Below are 23,255 nucleotides of genomic sequence, written 5' to 3'. Positions count from 1 at the left end.
CAAGAAAGAACAACCAGAAAACCCATGCGACTAGATTTTGATCCAGATCGGCCCATGAAGGGCAATATTCGTGTGCTCGAAAACGCGGTTGTCGTGCCGTGGGGGCAGGGTGCGCGTGTTCGGATGGCGCGCCCGGCGGGCGTTTTCACGTCAGAGGGTCAATATTGTGAAGACGCAATGACCTTTCGGTCCAGTCAACGCCCTACAACGGTGATCGCAGAGCCACCCAAACCGGAGGACGTGAAAGAAGAGCTTGCGGGCACCACTTTGTTTGGCGGTCTGGCCTATGGCCATTTTGGTCATGCTTTATGCGAAAGCACGGCGCGGCTTTGGGCGCTGGATGACTATGACGGCCAGATCGACAATGTGCTGTTTCTGCCGAAGAAAAAATTCACCTGGCCCATCCGGTCTCTTGGGCAGACGCAGGCCATCGCACGCTCTTTGGGCATCGAGGTGCCGCTGGTGGCCTTCAACAACCCCGTACGGGTCGAAAGGCTGGTGATTGCGCCTCAGGGGTTTGGTGTCAACGACATGATCGGCGCGTCGCCAGAGTTTCGGGCCTTTACCGACCGCCACTGGCGGCAACGGGTGCAGGCAAGCGGGCCCGAGAAGCTGTATATCTCGCGCACCGAAGTGTTCCGCAAACGTGGGCGTCTGCTGCTTGAAGAGTATCTGGAGCGTCAGTTGATGGCCGAAGGCTTCGAGATATTTCATCCACAGCAGCACGATCTGGACACGCAGTTGGCCCGCTACAAGGCCGCCAAAACGATCATCTCGACCGACAATTCCGCGCTCCATCTGGCCGCCTTCGTGGCCGCGCCGGAATGCAAGGTCGCGATCCTGTTGCGCCGCCCAGGCAACATTTTTCTGGATTTTCAAGAACAACTGAGACGATTTGCAGGAATCGCTCCCCTGATCATCGACGCCTGTCATCGTTTCTGGTTTCGCGAAGGCGAAACGGTTCAATTCAACGAGATCATTGCACAGGCGGATTTTGAGAAAATCGGTAACGCACTGGCCATGCATGGCTATGTGACGGATGGTGACTGGCGCAATCCAAACGACGCGGAAGTCGAAGGGGCTCTGAAAGAATTCGAAGAAAAAGGCGAGATGCGACTGGAAGAGGTGCAGGTGCCATCCTGAAAGCCCCTGATCGCGCCGATGCGTTTACACAATAACGTCGCTGCGTTAAGAATTCCATCGTATCCGGGTTCCGGCGTTCCAAAAATGATGATGAGGCGATTGTGGTAAGTAATCCGGGCAAGTCGAAAAGTGAGATTGAACAGGACGCGCAGGTTGTTGCGACTCTGAAAGGGGTCGAGGTGCTGAAAGCGCCGCACCTGAAGCCACCGATCTTGCGTGCGGTGCGCAGCGGTGCCTATGAACGCCCGGAAATCGAGTTTGGGCTGGCCAACCTTCGCCCTGGCGACCGGGTGATGGAAATGGGGACGGGGGCTGGTATTGTTAGCTCTGTTTTTGCGAAAAATATCAAAGACCTGAGGCTGAAATCCTATGAAGCCAACCCAGATCTGATCGACCATATTCGCGCACTTTATGCCCATAATGGTGTCGAAAAGGTGGTGTCTGTCACGAACACTGTCGTTGTGTCGGGAACAAATGCACCTGCTCATATGGATTTCTTTGTCAGGTCCAATTTTCTTGGCTCGCGACTGTCAGGCGACAATACCGAAGCGGAAGCGCGCAAAGTCTCTATTGCGACGACACATTATGACGAGATCACCCGGGATTACCCTCACAACGTTCTAGTGATGGATATCGAGGGCGGCGAGTTGGATTTTCTGGCCGACGCAGACCTGTCTGGTGTCGAGTTGGTGATGCTTGAGCTGCATCCCAAAGTCTATGGCGGCAGCGGGCGCGCGCAGGTGATTGAACACCTGACAAGCAAGGGGTTCACGCTGGATCAGGCGACGTCCCGGGGGCAGGTGGCGTCTTTTAAGAAACCCGCGCGGTTGAAATTTGAACCCGACTATTCGCAGATCGGGTCAGGGCAGGCTCCACAAAAAACGTATGATCTGGACCCGCATGAACCTTTGGCCGGCGGTATTATCCACGTTGAAAAAGCGGTTCTGGCGAAAACCCCCCGTAGCGAGGGGTTTCGCATCGCAGCCTCGGTTTTTGACGCCAACCGCAACCCGGTTCCAGAAGCGGTGTGCTGGCTTTCGCACCGACTGTCCGCCACCGTCGAGCGGGTGCATCCACGAAGAAACCGGATCGTCGAATTGCCAGGAACCTGGCTTTTCGGGGGGCGGTTCTTCCCGCACTTTGGACATTTTCTAAGCGAAACATTGGCACGTCTTTGGGCTTTGGATCACATCGACCAGCCAATCGATGGGGTTCTGTTCTTCCCTGCGTACAACGACTTTGAGCCCGTGGCTGCCGAACGTTTCGCGCAACTGTCAGAAATTATCGACATCCCGATCAACTACAAGATTTGCGACGCGTTCTATCGCGTTGACCGCCTGATCGTACCGCCGCAAGGAAGCGGAATCGGTCGGTTGACGGCGTCATCGCCAGAAATGCGCGCGTTTATTACCAAACACCTGAGGCGCGATCTTGATCCGTTGCCCCCGCAAAAACTGTATATCTCGCGCTCCGGCGCATTCGGCAAGGTCGGACGGGAATATCTGGGGGAACAGCGGCTTGAGACGTTGATGCGCGACGAAGGGTATACAATCTTTCATCCCCAAGACCATTCCTGGCAAGATCAGTTGCGGCATTACTTGTCTGCCTCACATATTCTTGGCCCGGATGGCAGCCCGTTTCATCTTGTGAACTTTACGGGCCGGAACGATGTGAAGGTCGGCGTAATCCAACGCCGTCCGGGCCAAGACGCCAATCAAATGGCCCAACAGGGGCAGCTTTATGGTGTCGAGGACGCCCATGCGCTTTCACATCTAGGACGGTTTTGGGCTAGCGCCGGTGATCACCGCGCCGGTTTGACTATGACCAGCGAATTACTGCTGGAACCTTTGTGCGAGGAATTGAGATCGCGCGGCTTCATCAGCAAAAAAGCCAAATGGAAGAACCTGACGGACGCCGAGCTGGCACAAGACCTTCAGGCATTGGCAACGAGGGCAGGCAAGGACATGCGCCCGGTGGCCTCGGCACACGAGTCTTTGTCGGACTATCCCGCTTGCCTTGAACACAACGCCCCGCAGGTGTTCATGTAGATATGCCGTTACTCGCGAAATATTTCCGTTAACCTCTCAGATTTGGGAAGAAGAAGATGTTCATGAACAAGGATCGACGCGAGAGTGGACCTGTCGCGGTTTGATGCCGCTCCGGTTGCTCACTTAAGCGACCTTTCTTTCGAAAGCCAGTGGGCTTTTCCAACCGAGGGCGGAGTGCCTTCGGCGTGGATTGTAGAAGCCATTTATGTATTCGAAGATGGCGACCTCAGCATCGCGGCGTGTTCGCCATGACCGTTGCCAAAGCAGCTCAGCTTTGATCGTTTTAAAGAACGTCTCGACTGCGGCGTTATCGTAGAAATTGCCGGTTCCGCTCATGGACACGTTGAAGCCGTTCTGGCGCAATATCTTCTGATAGCCGTGTGAACAGTATTGGCTACCGCGGTCGGTGTGATGGATGCAGCCCTTGGGCGGTCTGCGCAGGGCGATGGCCATGTTCAGGGCCCGGATTGCGAGATCGCGTTTCATCCGGTTGCTGACGGCCCAGCCGATGACGCGCCGGGAATGCAGATCGAGAACGACGGCCAGATACAGCCATCCCTCCTGCGTCCAGACATAGCTGATGTCACCTGCCCATTTCTGGTTGGGCTCATCTGCATGGAAGTCCCGGTTCAACAGGTTCGGCGCAATGCTGAAGCTGTGGTTGCTATCGGTCGTAGCCTTGAACTTCTTGTTTCGCTTCACCTCAATGCCATTCTCGCTCATTAGCCTGCCGACACGACGGTGCCCGACATCGAAACCCAGTTCTTTCAATTCCTCGGTCATGCGCGGTCGACCATAGCTGCCCAGGGACAGGCGGAACTGTTCGCGGATGTGGGCCAACAATACCATGTCCGTTCGCTGTCTTCGACTGGCCGGGCGGGAACGCCAGGCGCGGTAGCCTCGCGGGCTGACGTCCATAATCTCACACAAGCGGTTCACGGGGATGTCGTGTTGGTGTTCTTCAACGAAGGCAAACCTCATTTGCTTCGCTCCGCAAAGAACACCGTGGCCTTTTTTAACACCTCCCTCTCCTCCCGGAGCATGCGGTTCTCTTTGCGCAGCTCCGCGATCTCGCGTTCGAGATCGGACTGGATGGTGGGTTTCTCAGGGTTGCGCCGATCCTGCTGGATCCAGCGGCTAAGAGTCGAGAACCCGATCCCAAAATCTGCGGCCACCTGCTTACGCGGCAGCCCGCTTGTCAACGCCACGCGCACTGCTTCGGCGCGGAATTCCGGGGTTGGTTTCGATGCCATGATGTTTCTCCTTTGTGGCAAAAAACCAAGTCAAAGGAGCGGAACAATTCCGCGACAGGTCCAATCCGCCACGCTTACATCAAACGCGGCACGCCCCAACTCAACGGCAAGTTCGAACGATCTCACCGCTCTGACGTGCAGGAGTTCTATCAGTTGCTTAGGTACAAAGGCGATGTCGATCTCGAAGCCAAACTGGACGAATGGGAGCGCTTTTACAACTTCCTCAGACCGCACGGCGCACACAACGGCAAGACACCTTACGAAGCCCTCAGAGAAAAACTATAGTCAACAGAAGGGAAGTCTCACGAGTAACCGCACCTTACAATCCTTTTATTAACATAATAAACCTTATGCGAATCTGGTCACGGAGCTCTCTTCAGTGTGGGAGTACGTAAGTAATGGGACTGAATTGTTGAGACTCGCCTCCCATTGAAATCAACGGCTTAGTGTTTCAGCATTTTGGGGTCTGCTCCGGCTGAGTGCAGAATGACACCCTAAGCCCGTAGATCACCTGGTTTTCCACCTGTACTCGCCTGTGAGCAGGATATGCGCCCATCCGAGGGGCGAGATGTGCGCCAGGAGTTGAGGTGAACAATCGAGACCTGTGCCCTTTCGGGCTGCGACTGCGTAGCCAAGATGTTTGGTGTTCCAATAAATGATGATCGCGGCCAGTAGGTTTAGCCCGGCCATGCGGTAGTGTTGTCCTTCAGAAGTTCGGTCTCGGATTTCGCCCTGGCGACCGATACGGAGGGCGTTTTTCAGCGCATGATGTGCCTCACCCTTGTTCAGGCCGATTTGTGCGCGGCGCTGCATGTCGGCGTCGAGCAACCAGTCGATAATGAACAGGGTGCGTTCAATGCGCCCGATCTCCCGTAAGGCAACAGCCAGTTCGTGCTGACGGGGATACGATGCGAACTTCCTCAACAGCTGACTGGGTGGCATGACGCCTGCCGCCATTGTGGCGACGGCGCGTAGGATGTCAGGCCAGTTCTCGGCAATCAGCTTCTCCCTTATCTTCCCGCCGACCAGCCCGCGGACTTCCCTCGGCGCAGCGGCGGGATCGAAGAGATAGAGCCGCTTTGACGGAAGGTCACGGATGCGGGGAACAAAGCGATAAGACAGGAGCGCGGTTGCCGCGAAGACATGATCGGTGAAGCCGCCTGTGTCGGCATACTGCTCTTTGATCTTCTTCCCCACCTCGTTCATCAGCAACCCGTCCAGAATGTATGGAGCCTCATTTACAGTCGCAGGGATGTTCTGTGTGGCAAACGGGCCAAATTGGTCGGAGACATGGGTGTAGGCCTTCAAACCGGGCTCCTGCCCATACTTCGCGTTGATGAGGTTCATCGCCTCGCCATGCCGAGTTGTCGGAAAGAACTGACCGTCGCTGGATGCGGTCATGCCGTCGCCCCAGAATTGCGCCATCGGCAAATTGGCCTGCGCTTCGATCACCTTGGCAAGCGCCCTGTTGATAGCATCGCTTTCAACATGCCACCGGGACAAACGCGAGAGTTGGAAGTAGTCATGTGAACTGGTCGCCTCGGCCATTTTGCTGAGGCCAAGGTTCAATCCCTCGGCCAGAAGCACGTTTAACAACCCGATGCGATCCTTGCAGGGAACGCCGGTGTGCAGATGCGTGAAGGCTTCGGTGAAGCCGATATCGTCATCAACCTCCTGCAGCAGATCGGTGATCCGAACGGCGGGCAGACGGCCATAAAGATCAAGCACCATACCATCAGCTTCCGCCGGGGTCGCTGCCGTCAAACGATCAACCTTGAGAATGCCGTTCTCGATTGAACCGCCGGGAATCGCGCCAGCTCTGGCAGCCTTGGCCAAACGCTTCATGCCGTCCGCCAGCCTTGCTTTGCGATCATTGAGCCAGACCTCAGGTTCGAATGGCATCGTCAGGCGAGGGCACGCCTTGGCTGTTTCTATCGGTACCAAGGCCTGTTTCAGATCAGCGTAACGCCGGGAATGAGGCAGCCAGATATCGCCGGATCGGAAGGCTTCACGCACCTGGAACAACACGGCGACCTCCCAGAGCCGATTGTCATCTGTGTCCTGGGCATCAAGGTGTCGATGCCATTTCGAGGTTCGGCGTAAGAAGCCAACCTGACGGGGCGCATCGGTTTGATCCTGGGCGATGACTTTTGTCGCTTGCATCAAGGGCGTCGCCACCGGGGCAGCGCAGATATCAAGCGCCCGCAGCATTCTTGGAGCATAACGCCGGAAACGATGATATCCATGAACGACATGAGACAACGCGTCGGCTGCCATCGTGTCGGTCAACTCGGCCGCGGTTGTCACCATGTTTTCGAGGCGAGACCAACCACACGCAAGTTCAATGGCCGCTTCAAGGGACGCGCCATCCGCCTTGGCTTCCAACAGGGCGGCACCCAGATTCCTGAAAGATCGCAATGTCTCACGCAGCGAGGACCGGGCATCCGCGATGCGCGCTTCGGATAGCCTTTTCGCATCCCGCCAGGTCTTGCCGACGATCCGGTCGTGGGTTTCGATCACAGCATCAGCGACGGCCGCCTTCCATTCGATCGCGCAAACCGCAAGGATCGCCAGACGCCGGTCACTCGTGATGTCGCGCAACCCGTCGGCAAAGTAGCGCTCGCCCTGGCGGCGCAGGCGGGTGATCCGATGTGGCGGTACGTCAGACAGAATGTCTGGTGAAAGGCCCAGGCCCTGCAAAAATTCCAACCGATCCAGTAGCCGCGATGCGCCTGCCGAGTTGCTGCCCGCCTCGAAACGGCGAAGCCAGATGAACCGGGTGATATTGCCATCCACGATCTCGGTCAAAAGCGCATCCAGGCGTTCTTTCATTTCATCGTCGATCCTTTTGGTGATTCGGCTTTCGGTCTGGCGCTCAGCCGACAACAGAGCATCTGCGCACAGCCGTTCGATGACAGAGATGCCCGGCAGGATCACCTGCGACCGGCGGCACTCGTCGACAAATCGGCGCGCCAGGTCCTCGTTGGATCGGGCCGTCTCAGCCTCATTCTCGAGCCAAGCCTTGAGGCTGCGAGCGCCTTGGCCAGAGAACATCTTGAAGCCGTAAATCTCACGAAGGGCATGCAAGTGCTGCTGACGGGTTTGCCGACGTGCGGCATAGGGTAAGACATCGTCGCCGGTCAGACCCAACTGGGCCGCGATGAAGCGCAAGACCTTTTCCGGGATGACTTCGCCAGATGGCAACAGCCGCCCAGGATACCGCAAGGCGCAGAGCTGCAATGCAAAGCCGATCTTGTTCTCTGGCCGCCGCCGTTCGTTGATGTGTTCGATATCGTCGTCTGCCAGCGTGTAATGCCGCAACATATCCGCTTCGTCAGTCGGCAGGTCAAAAAGCGCCGCTCGCTGGCGCTCGGTCAGTATGGTGCGATGCGCCATGTTTCTTTTGCTTTCTCCTTGGAGATTGATTATCGATGATTGTGTAATGGATTAAGGAATAAATGCTATGCCCGAAAGCCGGGAATTCCTCCGCACATCTCAAACGTTCGTTTGTGAAACATGCTGATCGGATATGCACGCGTCTCGAAAGCGGACGGCAGCCAGTCACTCGATCTTCAGATGGATGCACTGATCGCGGCTGGAGTTGAGAAGGGACAGATCTATTCCGATCAGGCCTCAGGCAAGAAAGACGACCGCCCAGGTCTCGAAGCTTGTTTGAAGGCCCTGCGTAAAGGCGATGTCCTGGTCATCTGGAAATTGGACAGAATGGGCCGCAGCCTGAACCATCTTGTGAAAACAACGACTGCACTGTCAGAGCGTGGAGTCGGCCTGAAGGTGCTCACAGGTCAGGGAGCACAGATCGACACGACCACCGCGGCCGGTCGGCTGTCATTTGGAATCTTTGCCGCGCTCGCCGAATTTGAAAGCGAGTTGATCCGGGAACGCACCATGGCAGGGCTGCAGGCTGCCCGCGCGCGAGGTCGCAAAGGCGGTCGAAAGTTCGCACTCACCAAAGCCCAAGTCCGGATGGCGCAGGCAGCTATGGCGAACAGGGACACGTCCGTTTCTGAGCTGTGCCATGAACTGGGTGTGAAGCCTGTCACTCTGTACCGATACGTCGATCCCAAAGGCAACCTGCGTGACTATGGGAAACGCGTGCTCGGCGCTTAGGGTGTCATTCTGCACTCAGCCGGAACAGACCCCATCCATTCAAACGCGTATGTTTCGATGAATAACAACAATACGTTCGAAAGCGGAACGATCGTTTCGATGCCTGACCTATCCTTAATCGACCTCCCCAATTCGGGTTGGGAGAAAAACGAGGGTTTGCAGTCTGCCGTGCGTGAAGGTGGCTACCGACTGCGGATCGTGAATAAACTGGGATATATCTTATCCGGCCTTGCCGCGCGCGATGCCGAATACCTACCTGACTATGTCGATCCGCTGGATCCTATTAACTACGTGTATCCCAATGGAGGAAAAGGGATCACTATGGACGACTTGATCGAGGAACGCGTGAACATTGTTGCATGTCACAACAATGGCGTGCTCAAAATTGACGAAGATGATGCGATTCAGCATGTGGTGATCCTTACAGATTGCCAAGTCAAATTCGGCCAAGGATTACGTGTTGAGAATTCGATCATCGCAACAACAAATACTGACATCAAATCGCTCACTTCAAGCTCAAATCTGGTGATCGGGAAAGATGACAATTGCGCGACAGGTGGTGGTACCCAATTTTTGACACTGGGTGGAATGAGCTTCACCTCGGGCCTCAGCATATTTGGAAGCCAGTTGATCGCCAAAAAGGATATTGAGTTTTCGGCGAATGCAAACGGCATTCAAGGCGCTCTATCTTGATCTACTGATCGGCGATCAGCAGATCAGGCGCGTCATCGGTCGTCTTCCGCAGCCATCAGAAACCTTTTGCCAAGTGCGGTCCGAGCGGGCTGTCAGGCTCCTCCGCCAACTTCTCGGTTAAATTCAAAACTACTAAAGGAATTTGAAACATGACGACCCTTCTCGCGCCCAATGCTTGCAAGACCATGACCGATCTCCGCGCGCAAATAGATGCGATCGACGTAGACCTCATTGGCCTGCTGGTCACCAGAAGCCGCTATATCGACCGCGCCGTGGATCTCAAGAAAATCGAAGGCTTGCCGGCGCGCACAACGGATCGGGTGGCCGAGGTGCTGGACAAGGTAAGCACAACCGCGTCCGAACAAGGTCTGGACCCTGAACTGGCGCGCAAGCTATGGGCCGAATTGATCGAATGGTCTATTCAGCGGGAAATCCGGGAGCTTGGGGAATAATGTCATACGGAAATACCAAAGGCGCAGTTGGTGAGGCGGACCTATGAAACTCATCCGCAATATCAGGGCCGCCGGGAAATTTCACAGGGCGGCGAAGTCAATGCAGGCAGGAGATTACTCGGCCGTTCTGGACCGCCTGGACGGGTTCCAAGCGCAACCATATTTCTTGGCTAAGGCGGAACTTTTTCGTGCAATGGCGCGGCATCGGCAGGACAGGTTTGCGGAGGCGGTTCACCACTATGACAACTTCCTGACGAACCACCTCGCGGACATGCCGCCAAAGGACCGTGTCTATGTGGAAGAGTACGCGAAATTCTTCAGAAGCCGTGCTCAAGCGAGAATTGATCCGTCAACACCGTTGTATTCATCTCTTGAAGAGCTGAGAAAGCTTGCTGCCTCGGCACCATTCCTCACCAAAGCTGAATTTTCCTTTTGAACTCTCGGCAGGTGCTGACGGGGGTGAATGAAGCTGACCTTCGATTGAATGCGACAAACGGCAACTTGGTCCGCAAAAGGTACGTAGTGAGGCCGCCTAAGCAGCGACCTCTCCCCTATTTGGCTGCAGCCCGTGGAGGTAATCGACTGCCTTTTGCGCGTGCGCGGCTGCCTGGAAGATGAAGCGCTTGTCGTTGCGAAGACCTTCGAGCCAATGCGCGATATAGGACGCGTGCTCAGCGCGCGGTTCCGGCGACAGGCCCAGATCAGCAGCTAGAAACGCGGCGCCAAGCTCCGCGACGAGCTCTTCCTGGGCATAGCCTTCGTCACCCCAGCGTTTGCGGCCGAAGCTGCGATCAAGGCGCTTGGGGTGGCGAGTCCAGTGCGTGATCTCGTGCCCGAGGGTTGCGAAATACGCCTTTTGGGATTCAAACGTCTCGAAGGGCGGCATCTGCACATAGTCAGGATCAATGGCATAGAAGGCTTGATTGCCACCATGGCGAATGTCCGCCTCGGTCGCAGCGAAGAACGCTTCCGCAGTGGCATCGCGCTCGGCGGTCTCGGGCGTTGGTTCAGCCTCCACGTAGTAGGTCTCGGGGAGCCCCTTGATCTGATCGACGTTGAAGACGGTGTAGCCTTTCATGAAGGGAATCTCGACCTCATGGTCCTGGCCTGCATCATCGGTCTCGGTCTTGCGCAGCTTGTCGGCATAGATGACGAGTTGGCCCTTGGACCCCTTGCGAACCTGCCCACCAAGTTCGAGAGCCTGACGGTAAGTCATCCAGGTGGGTGCTGCGTAGCCATGTGCGACCGAGGCGGCCCAGAGCAGAATGATGTTGAGGCCGCGATAGGCAATGCCGTTGTGACGCAGGGGCCGGGTGATATGACCAGCGAGGTGTTCGGCACTCCACGGTTTGTGCCAGGGTCGGGTGCCGGCTTCGAGATCGGCGATGATCTTCTCGGTGATGCGGGTGTAGATGTCGGGCTTTGGCATGTGATCCTCCATTGTCTCGTCCCCGTGCGGGACGCGGGAGGAAATGGGGGACGCAATAAGCCGCCCGGGCATGGTCAACACGGGAGCGTCAGCGAATGGAGTGGGCAGACCATTGCGCGGGCGGCGGCGTCCGCCAGACCCGCGATCCCCTTGCTCGCACGGGGATGAGACGGTGGAGATTCACGGAATTAGAAGTCCAGCGATCAACCCGGTGTCGACCAAGAAGATGTCTCGTGATCGACTCTCCATGCCTGCGCTCCAGTAGAGCAGAAATGTCGGTTCAAATCGCGTGTTCTACAAGTCATCTCTGAAACGGGCTACTTTCTGGATTGGACCTGTCCCGTCCATATACTCAAGCAGTGGCCCGACTTCGCAATGGCCAATTTCGGACCGATTGTCGTGCGCTACTTTCGCGATGGCAAAAGGGGGCTGAAAGCGCGGCGTTCAGACAGACACGTCGCACGCCTTCTCAAGTCCACTGTGCCGAAATCTGGCATCCACGCCGAGATGACCGGCCGTAACCGGATCCGCGTGAACCTTACAAAGGCCTCAGTTTGTTAGGTTTTTTAGTGGCTTATGCCCTCGGACATTCATTAATGCAGCAATCAATTTGTTGCGCTGGATCAGCTCACAATCCGAGAGCAAACTCCATTCGTTCGTGTTCAAAGGCTGGTGCGCATCTTCTGTGCGCGGCCCCGGTAATTCCATGCTGGCGGAGCGTTTCGCCCCAGATCTCGGTTACCGCAGTTGCCATTTCCCTGGCCATTGTCTTGGCATCAGCCTCCTCAATATCAAAGAAGGGCGCGGCATCTATCACCGCTTCCGCGGACGGCTCAAAGCCATGAATGTCGCTGATCCCCGTTTCCAAAGTGGGTTGCCGGCGTGGTTGCGGGTTTACGTCAAACATCGGTGACAGGCGCCATCGATTGTCGCGTACATAGAGCAATCCATGATTTTTCAGGTGATCATCGGTGTTTGTGATCAGTACGGTGAACAACAGTCGCCGCCAAAGCTCCAGAATGTCCCTGTCAGGAAGAACAGACATTTGACGTAGAGCATCTGCAATGTCGGTGTAATAACCGTGAGCAGATCCTTTTTTCCCCAGAGCCGTACGGGCCGACATATATGGCAGACGACCACCTTTGCGGCGATCAAAGCGTTTGATGAGCCCCACAGGATGCCTGCTGGCCGCCAGTTCAAGTCGGGCCTCCGGTGTTCGAATACCTACCGCGCGCGCCATATTTAGCGTGGCGATTTCCAACCGCTCAACGGGCCATGTATCATCGATTGAGGTGAATTTGGCGATCCTAAGCTCCTGGCCATCCACGACATTGGCTTTGGGCCGCGCACCACCAAGCGACCCCGCAGCACCGACAAGATCTCGCGCTTCGGCCTCAGCCCCATCCGGATCCCGCTCATACCGTGCTGCGATCGCACGAAGCTCTTCAATATTTGCCAGGCGTGGCACAGTGGGCTGATCCGGGTGGAACAACTCACCCCTTTCGTTCAAAAACCGCAAGGCGCCGTGGCGGGCCCTGTCATCTGCCGCAACCAGATAGTCAAACTCTGTCGCTCCCTCACCGTGCACCCTGCGAATGAGCTTGCGCCCCCAGCTATCAGGTGATGTGTCCGTGAAGGGCCCCGCCAGAACATCTCGACGACGGCTTTCTCGTCCTTCCGCCGAAGAATGGAAAGGCGCACGACTGCGCGGCATATCCGGAGCGAGATCAAATCCTATCGGGTTTTCAAGCCATCTTTCATCATAGATGAACGTGGAGTGAGACCGACGCCCATCGGTTTCAAAAATCAAACGACCGACGGGGATACAGGCGTCCCCAAGAACAACAGTTGCCTCAGGCATTAAAATGCCGTCCCTTCATCATCATCTAGTACCGTCGGCCCCTGCGACGCGTCACTTTGGTTGATCGGGACGGTCTTCTTGTCCTTATGCCCACGCTGCCGGATGCGTTCCGGGAGTTTCTCCCGGTCCAATCCAATGCCGGTGGCATCCGAGGCTGGATCCGCGATCCCGGCCAACCGGTCCAGCATGCCCAGAGCGAGAAGCGCCATGGCAAAGGTCTCAAGCCGAACACCACCATCGCCCCGCTCCAGCTTTGCAAGAGTCTTGTCGCTGACACCAATCCGGTTACAGAAATCCGCAACCGACATGCGGCGCCTTTTGCGCGCCGTCTGGATATCGCGACCGAGCTGCGACAAAACGGATTTAACTTGTAACGAGCCCACAACACCCTCCAAGGGATACATCGGATATTTTTCCGGCTTCAAAAGCTTAGTCCGGAATTTTCTCCGGTATAAAACCCCGCCTCACATAAATCAAGGCGTTATATCCTAATCCACCTGAAACTCCGATCTAAACAGCCTAAAGCGAACTTTACTCCGGCTTAATCGAAGTGCAACCCGCATCCCCTCCCCTGCCCTACGATCCACGACAAGCACTCTGGCGGGCTCTCGATACGTTCGGACCCATATTTGCTAAATCCTGCAGATTCACTGTTCAGTAAACCTGTGGACATCAACCGGTGGACCCCCTTCTTCACGCCGCCTGCCCGCTCAATCGGCCATAGAAGCTGCGCTCGAGGTGCAACTCCCCTGTCCCGGCTTTTTGGACGATGCCGCGCAGATATCCGCCTGGAGACGCCACTTCACCGGCGCAACCCAAGTCCACACCGTGGCTGCGCCGCGTCCATTGCAAAGCCACAACGCGTCCATTGCGCGTCCTTTCTCTTATAAATAATTGATAACTATTAATAAATTGACATTGCAACTCCACCAGTCTCGAAACACCTCTAATCCATTGAAAACGCTCCTTAAAGCGCCATGTGCAGGTAATTGCATATCGTGTATATCTTTGATGAGGATCGCAGCGACGAGGAGATGTCATGAAACCCTGAAAGGGTTACAGCTTCCGCGACGCGACACACCAGTACTCAGAACCCCAACGCGTTTCCTGAACGCGCTTGTGAAAGCGTGTTCAGGAACCATTGATTTCCGATCGGTTGCGTTCGCACCTTGGGGCGCTCTAATCCTTAGATCCGCTTTCACTTGGCAATGGCGTTGCTGTTTCACTCAGCCAATCCCGGAACACGGTTTCTGACATCTTGCTGGCGGCCAGATCCTCCATCACCCGAACACCCAAAAGCGGGTCGGGACACAGGTGAAAGCCGTTCAGACGCAGGAATGTCGCAGCTACAACAAATGCGGTGCGCTTGTTGCCATCGGTAAACGCGTGAGCTTTGGCGATCCCGAACGCATATGCGGCGGCGCATGTCATCACATCGGCCTGTTCATACACATATTTGTTCTGCGGACGCGCATGAGCTGTTTCCAGCAAGCTGGCGTCGCGAAGCCCCCCTGCCCCGCCATGGCGGGCAATCTGTCTGTCGTGGATCAGATAAACCGCCTGTAGCGGGACCCAGATTGGGTCGCTCATGCAAGCGCCTGCAACATCTCGCGGTTCTCGTCCATGACATCCTCAGCTGCCTGCATCGCAGCTGCCAATTCGGGATTGTGAGCCATCAACCTCATCCCGCCATCATCTGAACGGGCGAGGTAGACACTGTCGCCTTCTTTCACGTCCATAGCAGCCAGAACCTCACTGGACAGGGTGACAACTGCGGAATTACCAACCTTGCGAATTTTAGTTTCGAACATCTTCGTGCGCCTTTAGTATCTACGGCTGTATATACGCATTGTGGTCCCCAGTGTCAATTTTCAACCCGCAACCGATGCCACCCACTTTTCTTAACACCGGCCAAAAACGCGTTACTTGCTCGACAAGAAGTGAGCGGCTGTTTGGTATTGCGAACGGCCCAAAAAAGTTTGCATTTAGGGTGCCCAGATTGCTGAGTTTTTGGCTTTCTCTGAACCCACAACATATCCGTTTTTCCCAGGACGCTACTTGTCGACTTCTCTCTATGCCGCGCATTCTGGAAAGGGCGCGTTCCTCGTCCTCATCAGCCAAACCCAACAAGTGCGTCCAGAACCACCACTGTCTCAGCAACGGTTAGTGCGGTGAAAACATGCACCATCTGCACAGCCGAAATCACATCAGATTTGTCGGCCATTTTCCTTTCGATATTGTCCAGCCTTCGAATTAGCGGCTTGAATGCTGCGTCGTTCAGTTCTTCGTTTTCCATCTCGGCCTCCTACCTGAAACAGGAATGAGGCACCCGCTGAAGACAGGCAACAGGAGTTTCATATCCATAATTGTGGGAAAAGCCCCTTGCCTATCCCCGCGTCCTGCATCTGCTCTTGATCCGGCAGATCTGCAAGCGTCTCCAACCAGAAGGCGACAGGGAACTGGTCGGTGGTGACATCGGTATTTGGGGCACCGCGACGAGGCGCGCGGGGGCCGGTGCCGATCAGGTTGCGTTCGTACAGTCGACCAATCAGATCGCGGCTGATCTCTTTCCCGAAAGTTTCTTTCAATCCGTCCCGCGTAATGGGCTGGTGATAGGCAATGGCGGCCATCACCGCGATATCGAACTCGCCAAGGTTCGAAACCTGATCCCAGACATCTGCTGCGGCGTGAATCACCGGGGCGAGGCCCGGGCGGGTGCGCAGCATCCAGCTGTCGGCCACGTTTACCACCTCGAAGGCGTGGCCCTCGAGGTTGGCAGCCAGATCATCAACAAGAAGCTCGACCGATACGTCGCCCACCACACACGCCAGATCCTCGCGCGGGACAGAGCGGGCACTGGCGAACAGAACGGCCTCAATCCGGCGCATCCATTCGCGCCAGCGCAGCTCGGCTGCAAACTGGTCGAAAATCCAGGACCACCTCTGACTGAGACATCAAACGGGCCAATAGCGGTTGGTACAGAGTTCATTCTGTAAAGTATCTCTTAAAGAATAACCAAATATCTATTTTTTTACGCGACATAGGCTGATATAAAAAATCTCACAACGCGCTTATGGCTCTGGTATCTACTGTCTGGGTTACAATTTCAATTGAATGCGACTTTATTACGTCGACCATCGTCTTTTGTCAGGCACCTTAATGGACATCGAATGTTTGAGTGATTTGGAACCGGAACAGGCGGCAGAGTGGGACGCCTTTCTGGCTGCGTCCCCTTCCCACCATCCCAGACAAGACCATCGATTTGCTCAGACCGAACGGCAGGATGGCGCGCATGTGATGTTTGTTTTGGGCCGGATTGATGGAGCGCTGGCAGGGGTTGGCCTTCTGTCGATGACGCCGCACCCCTTTCTCAAATCCAGTTACAGGGATGCGATTTTTCTAAGCGGGCCGATCTGCAACGATGTCGAAACGATGATCGCCTTTTTGACGGCAGCACTTGCCCATCCAGATTTTTCGCGGATCGGGCGGGTCAGGATCACCCCATACTGGTTAGAGGACGACGCGAAAGCCTTGCACGATGCGTTGGAGCAGCAGGACTGGTCCCTGTCCAGCGACGGAATTTTTCGCAGCACTGGCTTGATCGACATCTCGGCCGAGCCGGATGTTATCATGGCGCGATTCTCAAAAAGTGCGCGGCGTGAAGTCAGGCGCGCCGAACGTGCGGGGGTGACGGTCAGGCCGATCACCGACGAGGCAGGCGCGGTCGACTTCCTGCACAGCCTCAACCGTCTGCGCACCGGGCGTGGGCTGTTTGCGCTGGCAGAAAAGAGTTTTCTGCAAAGCTTTGAAGATATTTACAAAACCGGTGATATGGGAATGCTTCTTGGCGCTTTCAGCGATGCGAACTTCATCAGCGGATTGTTGATGTATCGCAGCATGCACACCGCGCATGGCCGTCACTTCACAACAGAAACAGCGGCGCTGAGCGCACTCAAGAACCTCAGAATTTCGCCGTTACTTTGGCTTGAGGGCATGAAATGGGCGCGATCTAAGGGATGTGAGTTTCTTGATGTCGAAGGTTATGTCGAAACCACGGACAGTTCAGACAAGAAATACAACATCTATAAGTATAAGTCCGAATTGGCACCGAAGGCGGTTATTCGAATAGGTGAGCGGAGCAAAACCGCAAACCGGTTTCTGCATCTGACAGGGAACGGATCACAGCTTGCAAAGGCAGCTGCGAGGCGAAAATACCGTGTGTTCAAGGGCTTGGATAATGAGTGAGCTGTCGCGCCTATATTTGGAATGTGGTGATCCCACCCCGTCGCTGTGGTCGTTGCTGCCTCGTGATCCAGATGGCGGCGTGCTGCCGTTGTTTGCCGGGCGGCGCGTGAAATACAGCTTCAACACGCGGACAGCGCTGCGCGAGGCGTGTGACATTCTGGGACTCTCAGATGGTGATCAGATCCTCGCACCGGCTTATAACTGTGGGTCAGAGCTGGATCCGTTGCTTCAGGCCGGTTTGGACATCCAGTTTTATCAAGTTGACCGTCAGACGCGACCTGACCTTGCCGATCTGGCCGCCCGTGTCACTCCACAAACCAAAGCGGTTTATCTGATCCATTATTTTGGGATGCTTCAGCCGGATACGCGTGCGGTCCGAGCGCTGTGCGACCAACACGGGCTGTTCCTGATCGAAGATTGTGCGCTGAGCTTGCTGAGCGGCGATCGTCCCGCCGAAGGGTTTGCCGTCGATGCCAGTCTGATCGTCGCGGATGTTCAGAAACAGAACTCCAGCAACCCCGATGACTGGGCAAGTCGTCCGACCAACACGGATGATGCGCCACGAGCGGTGCCGCCTTTGGTGCGGCCAGCGAGACAAAGCCCAAGTTCACCGCCCATACAGATCCGGCCAGCCAATGGACGGCAGCGCGCAAAGGCCCTGCTTTCTTTGCCTATTCCGACAATTATCTCATCGACACAGATCACGGCATCATCATGGATGTGGATGCCAGCCGCTCGATCCGGCAGGCAGAGTTGGGCGCGATGCGCAAGATGATTGACCGCACAGAAGAGCGCTTTGGCATTAAACCTGATTGGGTCGCTGCTGACACCGCATATGGCTCATCCGACAACCTGGTTTGGCTGACGCTCAAGCGTAAGATCCGGCCGTTCATCCCGGTCTTTGATCATTCAAAGCGCAAGGATGGGACCTGGTCTCGTTCCGACTTCACCTGGGACGAAGACAATGACAGCTACATCTGCCCGGAAGGAAAAGAGCTCCGCCACACACGGCGAAACTACTCCGATCCCGCCCGATCAGCACCCGGACTGAAAGCGCGCAAGTACGGGGGCGTGAGAGCCGATTGCCTGAACTGCCCCTCGAAAGCCAACTGCTGTCCGAACACAGACATACGCACCATCAACCGGGAAAAGTATGAGATCGTGAGAGACTTCGCACGGCCTCCGAATTCAACCCGACCGCACAGAGGCGACGAAGGAAGGTCGAGATGCTCTTCGCGCACCTCAAGCGCATCCTCGGGCTAGGCAGGCTACGATTACGCGGGCCATGTGGCGTCCAAGACGAATTTACCCTCGCAGCCACCGCCCCGAACCTCCGGAAACTAGCCAAGCTCAAACCGATCATGCCGGCCGCAGGCTAGAAAGGCCGCGTGGCAACAGATTGCTCAACAAAATCAAACAACCGGTCGCGAACAAACCGCAAGTCTCAGCGAGTTTTTCAACGACATCCCACCCTAGGTGTTTTTCGCCGCGGGCGCGTGCGTATTCCGGAGGATCCGCCCACTCATTCCGACAACATGCGCCCACCTATTCCGGGGTATCCGCCCACTTGTGACGCGTTGCCGTGAGGCAGTGGATTTCGGTTATCAGGTTTGAGGGTTTTCGTCATCCATTTTTGTGACGGTTTTTCGGAGGGACTGCCCCTCGAGTTCGAGGCGGTAAGCGTTGTGAACGATGCGGTCGAGGATGGCATCAGCGAAGGTTGGTTCGCCGATGACGTCATGCCAAGCCTTGATGGGTAATTGGCTGGTGATCATCGTTGAGCCGCGGCCGTAGCGTTCTTCCACGATCTCCATGAGATCCCGGCGTTGCGTGGCGGTCAGTCGGTCTGGGCCCCAGTCATCAAGGATGAGCAGCTGTGCTTTGGTGATGCTGCGGAACAGGCGGGGGAAGCGCCCGTCGCCATGGGCCAGTTCGAGTTCTTCGAAGAGACGCGGCATCCGCTTGTAGGCCACAGTGACACCGTCGCGACAGGCCGTTTGCGCCAATGCGCAGCCGAGCCAAGTTTTGCCAACACCACAGGGGCCGGTAATGATCAGATTGCGCTTGTCAGTGATCCATCTACCGGTGAGCAGGCTCTGGAACAGCGCCTTGTCGAGACCACGGCGCGCGCGGTAATCGACATCTTCCGGGCAGGCGCCGACGTGGCGCAGCCTGGCCGAGCGCATCCGGGCTTCAAACCGCTTGGTCTCACGGCTGGCGACCTCACGGTCAACCAGCAAGCCAAGCCATTCTGCGTGGCTGAAGTCTGCTGCAGCATCCTGCGCCTGCAGCTCGGCAAAAGCTTCGGCCATACCGTCCAGCCGCAGGGCCTTCAGATGATCGAGGGTTGGGTGATCAAGCATTGTGTTCCTTTCAATGGAAATAATCGGCGCCACGGATGTTGGGATGGGTGATGGCAGGCTCCTCCGTGGCGCGGGTGCGGGGCTTGCTCTCCAGCCCATTCTTGAGAATGGATTGGAGTGACGAGTAAGAACGGGCGTTGATCTCGAGCGCGCGGCGGCACGCCGCATCAAGGCGGGCGGCACCGAACTTGTCGGCCAGCCGGATGACGCCCAGACAGCTCCGGTAGCCCTGTTCGGGGTGCTTGCGTTCGCGCATCACAACCTCTGCGAAGGTGGCGACATTCGGCCCGACACGAGCGGCCCGTGCGATAATACGTTGTGGTGTCCAATCCTCGCGGAACTTGTGGTGCGCCGGCATGTGGTCGCGCTGTGTCGAATGTTTGCCGTTTCCAGAGGTGCGCATATGGGAAGCAACACGCTGTCCAACGTGAAAGACTTCGACCGTGCGGGCGGTGATGCGGGCCCACAGCTCTTTCTTCAGCAACTGATAGGGCACGGAGTAGTAATGTTTGTCGATTGCGACGTGGTAATCGAGCCCCGCGCGGCATTTCTTCCATTCCGCATACACGTAGGGAGCCGTCGGTAGCGGCTTCAGAGCGGGCTTATCCAACTGCTCGAACAGCTGCCTGCGGCTGGCCCCGAGATGTCGCGAGACTTTGTCGTTGAGCCGATCAAGCAACGGGCGAATGGCAGCGTTCACATCCCCGAGACTGAAGAACTGCCGATTGCGCAACCGCGCCAGAATCCAGCGCTCGACCAGCAAGACCGCCCCTTCGACCTTTGCCTTGTCCTTTGGTTTATGCGGCCGCGCGGGCACAACGGCTGTGTCGTAATGTGTGGCGAGATCCGCATAGGTTCGGTTGATCACAGGGTCGTAGAAGCACGCTTTGGTGACCCCGGCCTTCAGGTTGTCGGACACGACCTGCGCCGTCACACCACCAAGGAAGCCAAAGGCACGCACATGGCTCAAGATCCAATCCGGCAGCGATTGCGTCCAGGTCGCCTCCGCAAAGGTATAGCTTGAGGCCCCAAGCGTCGCGACGAACAGCTGTGCCGTGCGCACCTCCCCGGTCTCGGGGTCAATCACGTCGATGGTGTGCCCCGCGTAATCGACGAACAGCCGCTCGCCCGCCGGGTGACGCTGTCGCATCACAGGCGACAGCTTGCCCTCCCACCGCGTGTAAAGTTCGCAAAATCGGGAGTAGCCGTATCCCTCGGGGTGGTCGGCGCGATGTTCCTCCCACAAGAGTGACAGCGTCACACCCTTCCGACGCAACTCGCGGTGAATATACGACCAGTCAGGCTGCGTCTCTATCCGTTGGGTGTTCTGGTGAGCTCGGTGAAATAGGCATCGCTCAAGGTCCGTATCAGACATCTCCGCTGGCAGCGGCCAGCCCAGACCCAACTCAGTAGCGCGATCAAGGTAGCCCCGAAGGGTTGTCCGCCCAATCGCCAGGCTCGTTGCGATCTGGCGGGTTGATAGGCCCTCGGCTGAGAGCCGCAAAACATCTCGTATCTTCCGCATCGGCAATCTCTTCATCGGGCTTCCTTCATGCCAAAAAGACGAAGGGTAGCCGGTTACAGATTGCCTCGCAGCAGCACGTCACAGGGGTGGGCGAATACCCCGGAATCGGTGGGCGGATAAAATCGGAACGGGTGGGCGCATCAAATCGGAATAGGTGGGCGGATCACCCCGGAATACGCAGGCGCGAAACACACACAGCAGCCATTCGCGTTTGAAGCACCGACGGCGGGATTGTCCCGCATCTTATCAGTTCAAGCAGCGCACAGCGAAGGTCGGGAATGCCTTATGATACGATTCCGCCCCCAGCCGGATCAGAGAGGTGGTCCACGTGTCTGACTTCACGAACTTCAAATTCTATATCAAACTCGGACTGCACTTTTCTGTAAAACTCTGGGAGATTGTCGGATTCAAAAATTGCCGGCTTCCTGCGGGATATCGCAATCTCAGTTCGAGTTGGGCCGAGTATGATCCGGTTAAGACGGTACAAGAGTGTTCTAAGTGCAGTCAAAGTTGCCCCTCTTCCCATGCCCACGGCATGAGTTCATCGATGCGATTGATCTTGTGATCCGGCAGGCGCTCAAGCATCCATGTGAGCCATGCTTCAGGATCGACCTTATTCATCTCGGCGGTCTCAATGAGGGTGTAGGCGATGGCAGCGGCTTTGCCGCCCCCGATGGAGCCCATGAACAGATAGTTTTTGCGGCCAAGGGCGATGGGACGAATGCTGCGCTCACAGATGTTGTTGTCGAGCTCCAGCCGCCCGTCGCTGAGATAGGCGCGGGCCTGTGGCATGCGCTTCAGGGCGTAGCGGATGGCCGGGTCTATCGGACGCTGAACATCATCGACGAATACACTAGGGAGGCACTGATGATCCGCGTCGATCGCAAGCTTAACTCAACCGATGTGCCGGACGCGTTGACCGATCTGTTCATCCTGCGTGGCCCACCAGAATACATAAGATCCGACAATGGCCCGGAATTTATCGCTCAGAAGGTACGGGACTGGATCGCAGCGGTTGGTGCCAAGACCGCTTATATCGAACCGGGTTCACCCTGGGAAAACGGCTACTGCGAAAGCTTCAACGCCAGGTTCCGCGACGAGTTGTTAAATGGTGAAATCTTCTACAGCTTGAAGGAAGCCCAAATCCTGATCGAGCAATGGCGCATCCACTACAACACGGTCAGGCCGCACAGCGCATTAGGATATCGGCCGCCAGCGCCGGAAAGCATCGTCCCGATAGACCTGAGGCCAACGATGCACTAACATTTAAACCGGACCACCCGATGGGGGCACGCCAGGCCCCAAATTATTTTGAATCTCTTTGTATGTCTCTCTAACTGGAAAACCTCGAAATGTTCAAATCGTTCAATCAAAAGCATAAAGTTATTCTTTTGCGCAGCAGTTGGAAGCGAGGTTTGCGTCAGTTCGTGAGGCAGGCGGTTCTTGTTTTGTTGGATTCAACTGTTCGAAAGAAACACATGGCATTCAAGCTTGGCGCAGACGCCCTTCGCGAGCTTCCTTCGCTGACAGATGGATCAATCCTTACACATGGGACTAAGTGGGACGCATTTCCCCAACGGCTTCAGAAGCAAATCATGCAATTGGACGAAACCGTCGAGTGGGGAGATCTAAGCTGGTTTGACAAAGGCTGGCGCCTTTGCGTGGGGGAAATAGAAGGACGTGTAGTGTGTATCGGCTGGATGCGGAATGCAGAGAACAGCCAAGACTTCTTTATTAAATTACCTGACAAGACTGAATTGTTGTGGCATCTCATCGTTATACCAGAATTTCGCGGCCAACGGTTACATCAAAGATTTTGGCTTATGCTTATGCATGACCGAGCCAAGGACGGTGTGGAAAGCTTCTTTACCAATTGCCGAGACTATAACCTTCCATCATTTTACAATATTCAGAAGTTAGGGTTCAAGTTGATAGGTCATCGGATAGACAATAAACTAACGGGAAAAAGCCGTTGGACACCCATTTAAGTTTGGTGAAGTTTTGTACAGGTAAGAAGTTGGCATTAATATTTGTTAACGATAAGGGTTGATCTCCCTTTCCTTTGTTTACTAACCGGTGTGCTTGGCATCCGGCAAAAATTATCCAGTAGGGACC

General features: G+C 56.0%; 19 protein-coding genes and 6 pseudogenes. 12 read left to right on the top strand and 13 right to left on the bottom strand.

Annotation, left to right across the window (positions count from 1 at the left end; translation table 11 throughout):
- Positions 1-24: 24 nt before the first annotated feature.
- Positions 25-1,143 carry a glycosyltransferase family 61 protein gene (locus tag K3556_RS16145; protein WP_260519294.1) on the top strand — a complete coding sequence of 373 codons (1,119 nt, stop codon included), beginning with the start codon at positions 25-27 and terminating at the stop codon, positions 1,141-1,143.
- A 101-nt stretch (positions 1,144-1,244) separates the two neighbouring features.
- A complete protein-coding gene (locus tag K3556_RS16140) occupies positions 1,245-3,191 on the top strand; it encodes an FkbM family methyltransferase (protein ID WP_260519293.1) in 1,947 nt (648 codons plus the stop codon).
- A gap of 123 nt (positions 3,192-3,314) precedes the next feature.
- Here the strand turns inward: K3556_RS16140 and K3556_RS16135 are convergent.
- Positions 3,315-4,444, bottom strand: a protein-coding gene (locus tag K3556_RS16135; protein WP_260519292.1) for an IS3 family transposase whose coding sequence is annotated in 2 segments (ribosomal slippage) — positions 3,315-4,201 and positions 4,201-4,444 — 1,131 coding nt in all. Because the reading frame shifts where the segments join, the coding sequence is not laid out codon by codon here.
- A gap of 63 nt (positions 4,445-4,507) precedes the next feature.
- On the opposite strand from K3556_RS16135, the pseudogene K3556_RS16130 reads away from it, so the two are divergent.
- Positions 4,508-4,729 (top strand): annotated as a pseudogene (locus tag K3556_RS16130) (integrase core domain-containing protein); the annotation flags it as partial.
- Between the two features lie 222 nt (positions 4,730-4,951).
- Here the strand turns inward: K3556_RS16130 and K3556_RS16125 are convergent.
- Positions 4,952-7,840 carry a Tn3 family transposase gene (locus K3556_RS16125; protein ID WP_260519291.1) on the bottom strand — a complete coding sequence of 963 codons (2,889 nt, stop codon included), beginning with the start codon at positions 7,838-7,840 and terminating at the stop codon, positions 4,952-4,954.
- A gap of 120 nt (positions 7,841-7,960) precedes the next feature.
- Between K3556_RS16125 and K3556_RS16120 the strand changes: the two genes are divergently transcribed.
- From K3556_RS16120 to K3556_RS16105, 4 genes are all read left to right on the top strand, one after another.
- A complete protein-coding gene (locus K3556_RS16120; RefSeq protein WP_260519290.1) occupies positions 7,961-8,572 on the top strand; it encodes a recombinase family protein in 612 nt (203 codons plus the stop codon).
- A 57-nt stretch (positions 8,573-8,629) separates the two neighbouring features.
- Entirely contained in the window at positions 8,630-9,265 is a 636-nt protein-coding gene (locus K3556_RS16115; protein WP_260519289.1) for a hypothetical protein, read from the top strand.
- Between the two features lie 149 nt (positions 9,266-9,414).
- The gene (locus K3556_RS16110) at positions 9,415-9,717 is read left to right on the top strand and encodes a chorismate mutase (RefSeq protein ID WP_260519288.1); all 303 of its coding nucleotides are present in this window, start codon (positions 9,415-9,417) and stop codon (positions 9,715-9,717) included.
- Between the two features lie 43 nt (positions 9,718-9,760).
- On the top strand, positions 9,761-10,153 hold the full coding sequence (locus K3556_RS16105) for a hypothetical protein (protein WP_260519287.1): 393 nt from the start codon (positions 9,761-9,763) through the stop codon (positions 10,151-10,153).
- Between the two features lie 96 nt (positions 10,154-10,249).
- Here K3556_RS16105 and K3556_RS16100 read toward each other — a convergent pair whose 3' ends face one another.
- The 8 genes and pseudogenes from K3556_RS16100 to K3556_RS16065 all read right to left on the bottom strand — a co-directional run bounded on the left by K3556_RS16100 (position 10,250) and on the right by K3556_RS16065 (position 15,895).
- Positions 10,250-11,146, bottom strand: a complete 897-nt coding sequence (locus K3556_RS16100) for an ArdC family protein (RefSeq protein ID WP_260519286.1) — start codon at positions 11,144-11,146, stop codon at positions 10,250-10,252.
- A 628-nt stretch (positions 11,147-11,774) separates the two neighbouring features.
- Positions 11,775-13,007 carry a type II toxin-antitoxin system HipA family toxin gene (locus K3556_RS16095; protein ID WP_260519423.1) on the bottom strand — a complete coding sequence of 411 codons (1,233 nt, stop codon included), beginning with the start codon at positions 13,005-13,007 and terminating at the stop codon, positions 11,775-11,777.
- Positions 13,007-13,411, bottom strand: a complete 405-nt coding sequence (locus K3556_RS16090; RefSeq protein WP_260519422.1) for a helix-turn-helix domain-containing protein — start codon at positions 13,409-13,411, stop codon at positions 13,007-13,009. The genes K3556_RS16095 and K3556_RS16090 overlap by 1 nt, the downstream gene beginning before the upstream one ends.
- A gap of 289 nt (positions 13,412-13,700) precedes the next feature.
- Positions 13,701-13,820, bottom strand: a pseudogene (gene repC / locus K3556_RS16085) (replication initiation protein RepC); the annotation flags it as partial.
- 366 nt (positions 13,821-14,186) lie between these two features.
- Positions 14,187-14,597 carry a type II toxin-antitoxin system death-on-curing family toxin gene (locus tag K3556_RS16080; RefSeq protein ID WP_260519421.1) on the bottom strand — a complete coding sequence of 137 codons (411 nt, stop codon included), beginning with the start codon at positions 14,595-14,597 and terminating at the stop codon, positions 14,187-14,189.
- Entirely contained in the window at positions 14,594-14,818 is a 225-nt protein-coding gene (locus K3556_RS16075) for an AbrB/MazE/SpoVT family DNA-binding domain-containing protein (protein WP_260519420.1), read from the bottom strand. The genes K3556_RS16080 and K3556_RS16075 overlap by 4 nt, the downstream gene beginning before the upstream one ends.
- A 302-nt stretch (positions 14,819-15,120) precedes the next feature.
- Entirely contained in the window at positions 15,121-15,303 is a 183-nt protein-coding gene (locus K3556_RS16070) for a hypothetical protein (protein WP_260519419.1), read from the bottom strand.
- A 58-nt stretch (positions 15,304-15,361) separates the two neighbouring features.
- The gene (locus K3556_RS16065; protein ID WP_260519418.1) at positions 15,362-15,895 is read right to left on the bottom strand and encodes an SMC-Scp complex subunit ScpB; all 534 of its coding nucleotides are present in this window, start codon (positions 15,893-15,895) and stop codon (positions 15,362-15,364) included.
- 226 nt (positions 15,896-16,121) lie between these two features.
- Here K3556_RS16065 and K3556_RS16060 point away from each other — a divergent pair, with 226 nt between their 5' ends.
- From K3556_RS16060 to K3556_RS16050, 3 genes and pseudogenes are all read left to right on the top strand, one after another.
- A complete protein-coding gene (locus K3556_RS16060) occupies positions 16,122-17,252 on the top strand; it encodes a GNAT family N-acetyltransferase (protein ID WP_260519417.1) in 1,131 nt (376 codons plus the stop codon).
- A pseudogene (locus tag K3556_RS16055) lies at positions 17,245-17,625 on the top strand (DegT/DnrJ/EryC1/StrS family aminotransferase); the annotation flags it as partial. The gene K3556_RS16060 and the pseudogene K3556_RS16055, both read left to right, overlap by 8 nt.
- 48 nt (positions 17,626-17,673) lie before the next feature.
- Positions 17,674-18,631, top strand: a pseudogene (locus tag K3556_RS16050) (transposase); the annotation flags it as partial.
- Between the two features lie 225 nt (positions 18,632-18,856).
- Here the strand turns inward: K3556_RS16050 and istB are convergent.
- From istB to K3556_RS16035, 3 genes and pseudogenes are all read right to left on the bottom strand, one after another.
- On the bottom strand, positions 18,857-19,615 hold the full coding sequence (gene istB, locus K3556_RS16045) for an IS21-like element helper ATPase IstB (RefSeq protein WP_260517932.1): 759 nt from the start codon (positions 19,613-19,615) through the stop codon (positions 18,857-18,859).
- A gap of 10 nt (positions 19,616-19,625) precedes the next feature.
- Positions 19,626-21,155 (bottom strand): IS21 family transposase, encoded by a 1,530-nt coding sequence (istA, locus tag K3556_RS16040; RefSeq protein ID WP_260517931.1) that lies wholly within the window; start codon positions 21,153-21,155, stop codon positions 19,626-19,628.
- 489 nt (positions 21,156-21,644) lie between these two features.
- Positions 21,645-21,968: pseudogene (locus K3556_RS16035) on the bottom strand (transposase domain-containing protein); the annotation flags it as partial.
- Here K3556_RS16035 and K3556_RS16030 point away from each other — a divergent pair.
- Together K3556_RS16030 and K3556_RS16025 are read left to right on the top strand one after the other, a co-directional pair.
- Positions 21,951-22,403 (top strand): annotated as a pseudogene (locus K3556_RS16030) (integrase core domain-containing protein); the annotation flags it as partial. The pseudogenes K3556_RS16035 and K3556_RS16030 overlap by 18 nt on opposite strands.
- Before the next feature lie 89 nt (positions 22,404-22,492).
- The gene (locus tag K3556_RS16025) at positions 22,493-23,128 is read left to right on the top strand and encodes a hypothetical protein (RefSeq protein WP_260519416.1); all 636 of its coding nucleotides are present in this window, start codon (positions 22,493-22,495) and stop codon (positions 23,126-23,128) included.
- Positions 23,129-23,255 lie beyond the last annotated feature (127 nt).

The organism is Aliiroseovarius sp. M344, from assembly GCF_025140835.1.
Lineage (GTDB): Bacteria > Pseudomonadota > Alphaproteobacteria > Rhodobacterales > Rhodobacteraceae > Aliiroseovarius.
The sequence above is the reverse complement of the archived record's forward strand: the minus strand, read 5'-3'. Positions and strand labels throughout refer to the sequence as shown.

Coding starts and splice junctions, on each gene's coding strand:
- K3556_RS16145 (WP_260519294.1), top strand. CDS start 25: ATGCGACTAGATTTTGATCCAGATCGGCCCATGAAGGGCAATATTCGT.
- K3556_RS16125 (WP_260519291.1), bottom strand. CDS start 7,840: ATGGCGCATCGCACCATACTGACCGAGCGCCAGCGAGCGGCGCTTTTT.
- K3556_RS16120 (WP_260519290.1), top strand. CDS start 7,961: ATGCTGATCGGATATGCACGCGTCTCGAAAGCGGACGGCAGCCAGTCA.
- K3556_RS16115 (WP_260519289.1), top strand. CDS start 8,630: ATGAATAACAACAATACGTTCGAAAGCGGAACGATCGTTTCGATGCCT.
- K3556_RS16110 (WP_260519288.1), top strand. CDS start 9,415: ATGACGACCCTTCTCGCGCCCAATGCTTGCAAGACCATGACCGATCTC.
- K3556_RS16105 (WP_260519287.1), top strand. CDS start 9,761: ATGAAACTCATCCGCAATATCAGGGCCGCCGGGAAATTTCACAGGGCG.
- K3556_RS16100 (WP_260519286.1), bottom strand. CDS start 11,146: ATGCCAAAGCCCGACATCTACACCCGCATCACCGAGAAGATCATCGCC.
- K3556_RS16095 (WP_260519423.1), bottom strand. CDS start 13,007: ATGCCTGAGGCAACTGTTGTTCTTGGGGACGCCTGTATCCCCGTCGGT.
- K3556_RS16090 (WP_260519422.1), bottom strand. CDS start 13,411: ATGTATCCCTTGGAGGGTGTTGTGGGCTCGTTACAAGTTAAATCCGTT.
- K3556_RS16080 (WP_260519421.1), bottom strand. CDS start 14,597: ATGAGCGACCCAATCTGGGTCCCGCTACAGGCGGTTTATCTGATCCAC.
- K3556_RS16075 (WP_260519420.1), bottom strand. CDS start 14,818: ATGTTCGAAACTAAAATTCGCAAGGTTGGTAATTCCGCAGTTGTCACC.
- K3556_RS16070 (WP_260519419.1), bottom strand. CDS start 15,303: ATGGAAAACGAAGAACTGAACGACGCAGCATTCAAGCCGCTAATTCGA.
- K3556_RS16065 (WP_260519418.1), bottom strand. CDS start 15,895: ATGCGCCGGATTGAGGCCGTTCTGTTCGCCAGTGCCCGCTCTGTCCCG.
- K3556_RS16060 (WP_260519417.1), top strand. CDS start 16,122: ATGCGACTTTATTACGTCGACCATCGTCTTTTGTCAGGCACCTTAATG.
- istB (WP_260517932.1), bottom strand. CDS start 19,615: ATGCTTGATCACCCAACCCTCGATCATCTGAAGGCCCTGCGGCTGGAC.
- istA (WP_260517931.1), bottom strand. CDS start 21,155: ATGAAGAGATTGCCGATGCGGAAGATACGAGATGTTTTGCGGCTCTCA.
- K3556_RS16025 (WP_260519416.1), top strand. CDS start 22,493: ATGTTCAAATCGTTCAATCAAAAGCATAAAGTTATTCTTTTGCGCAGC.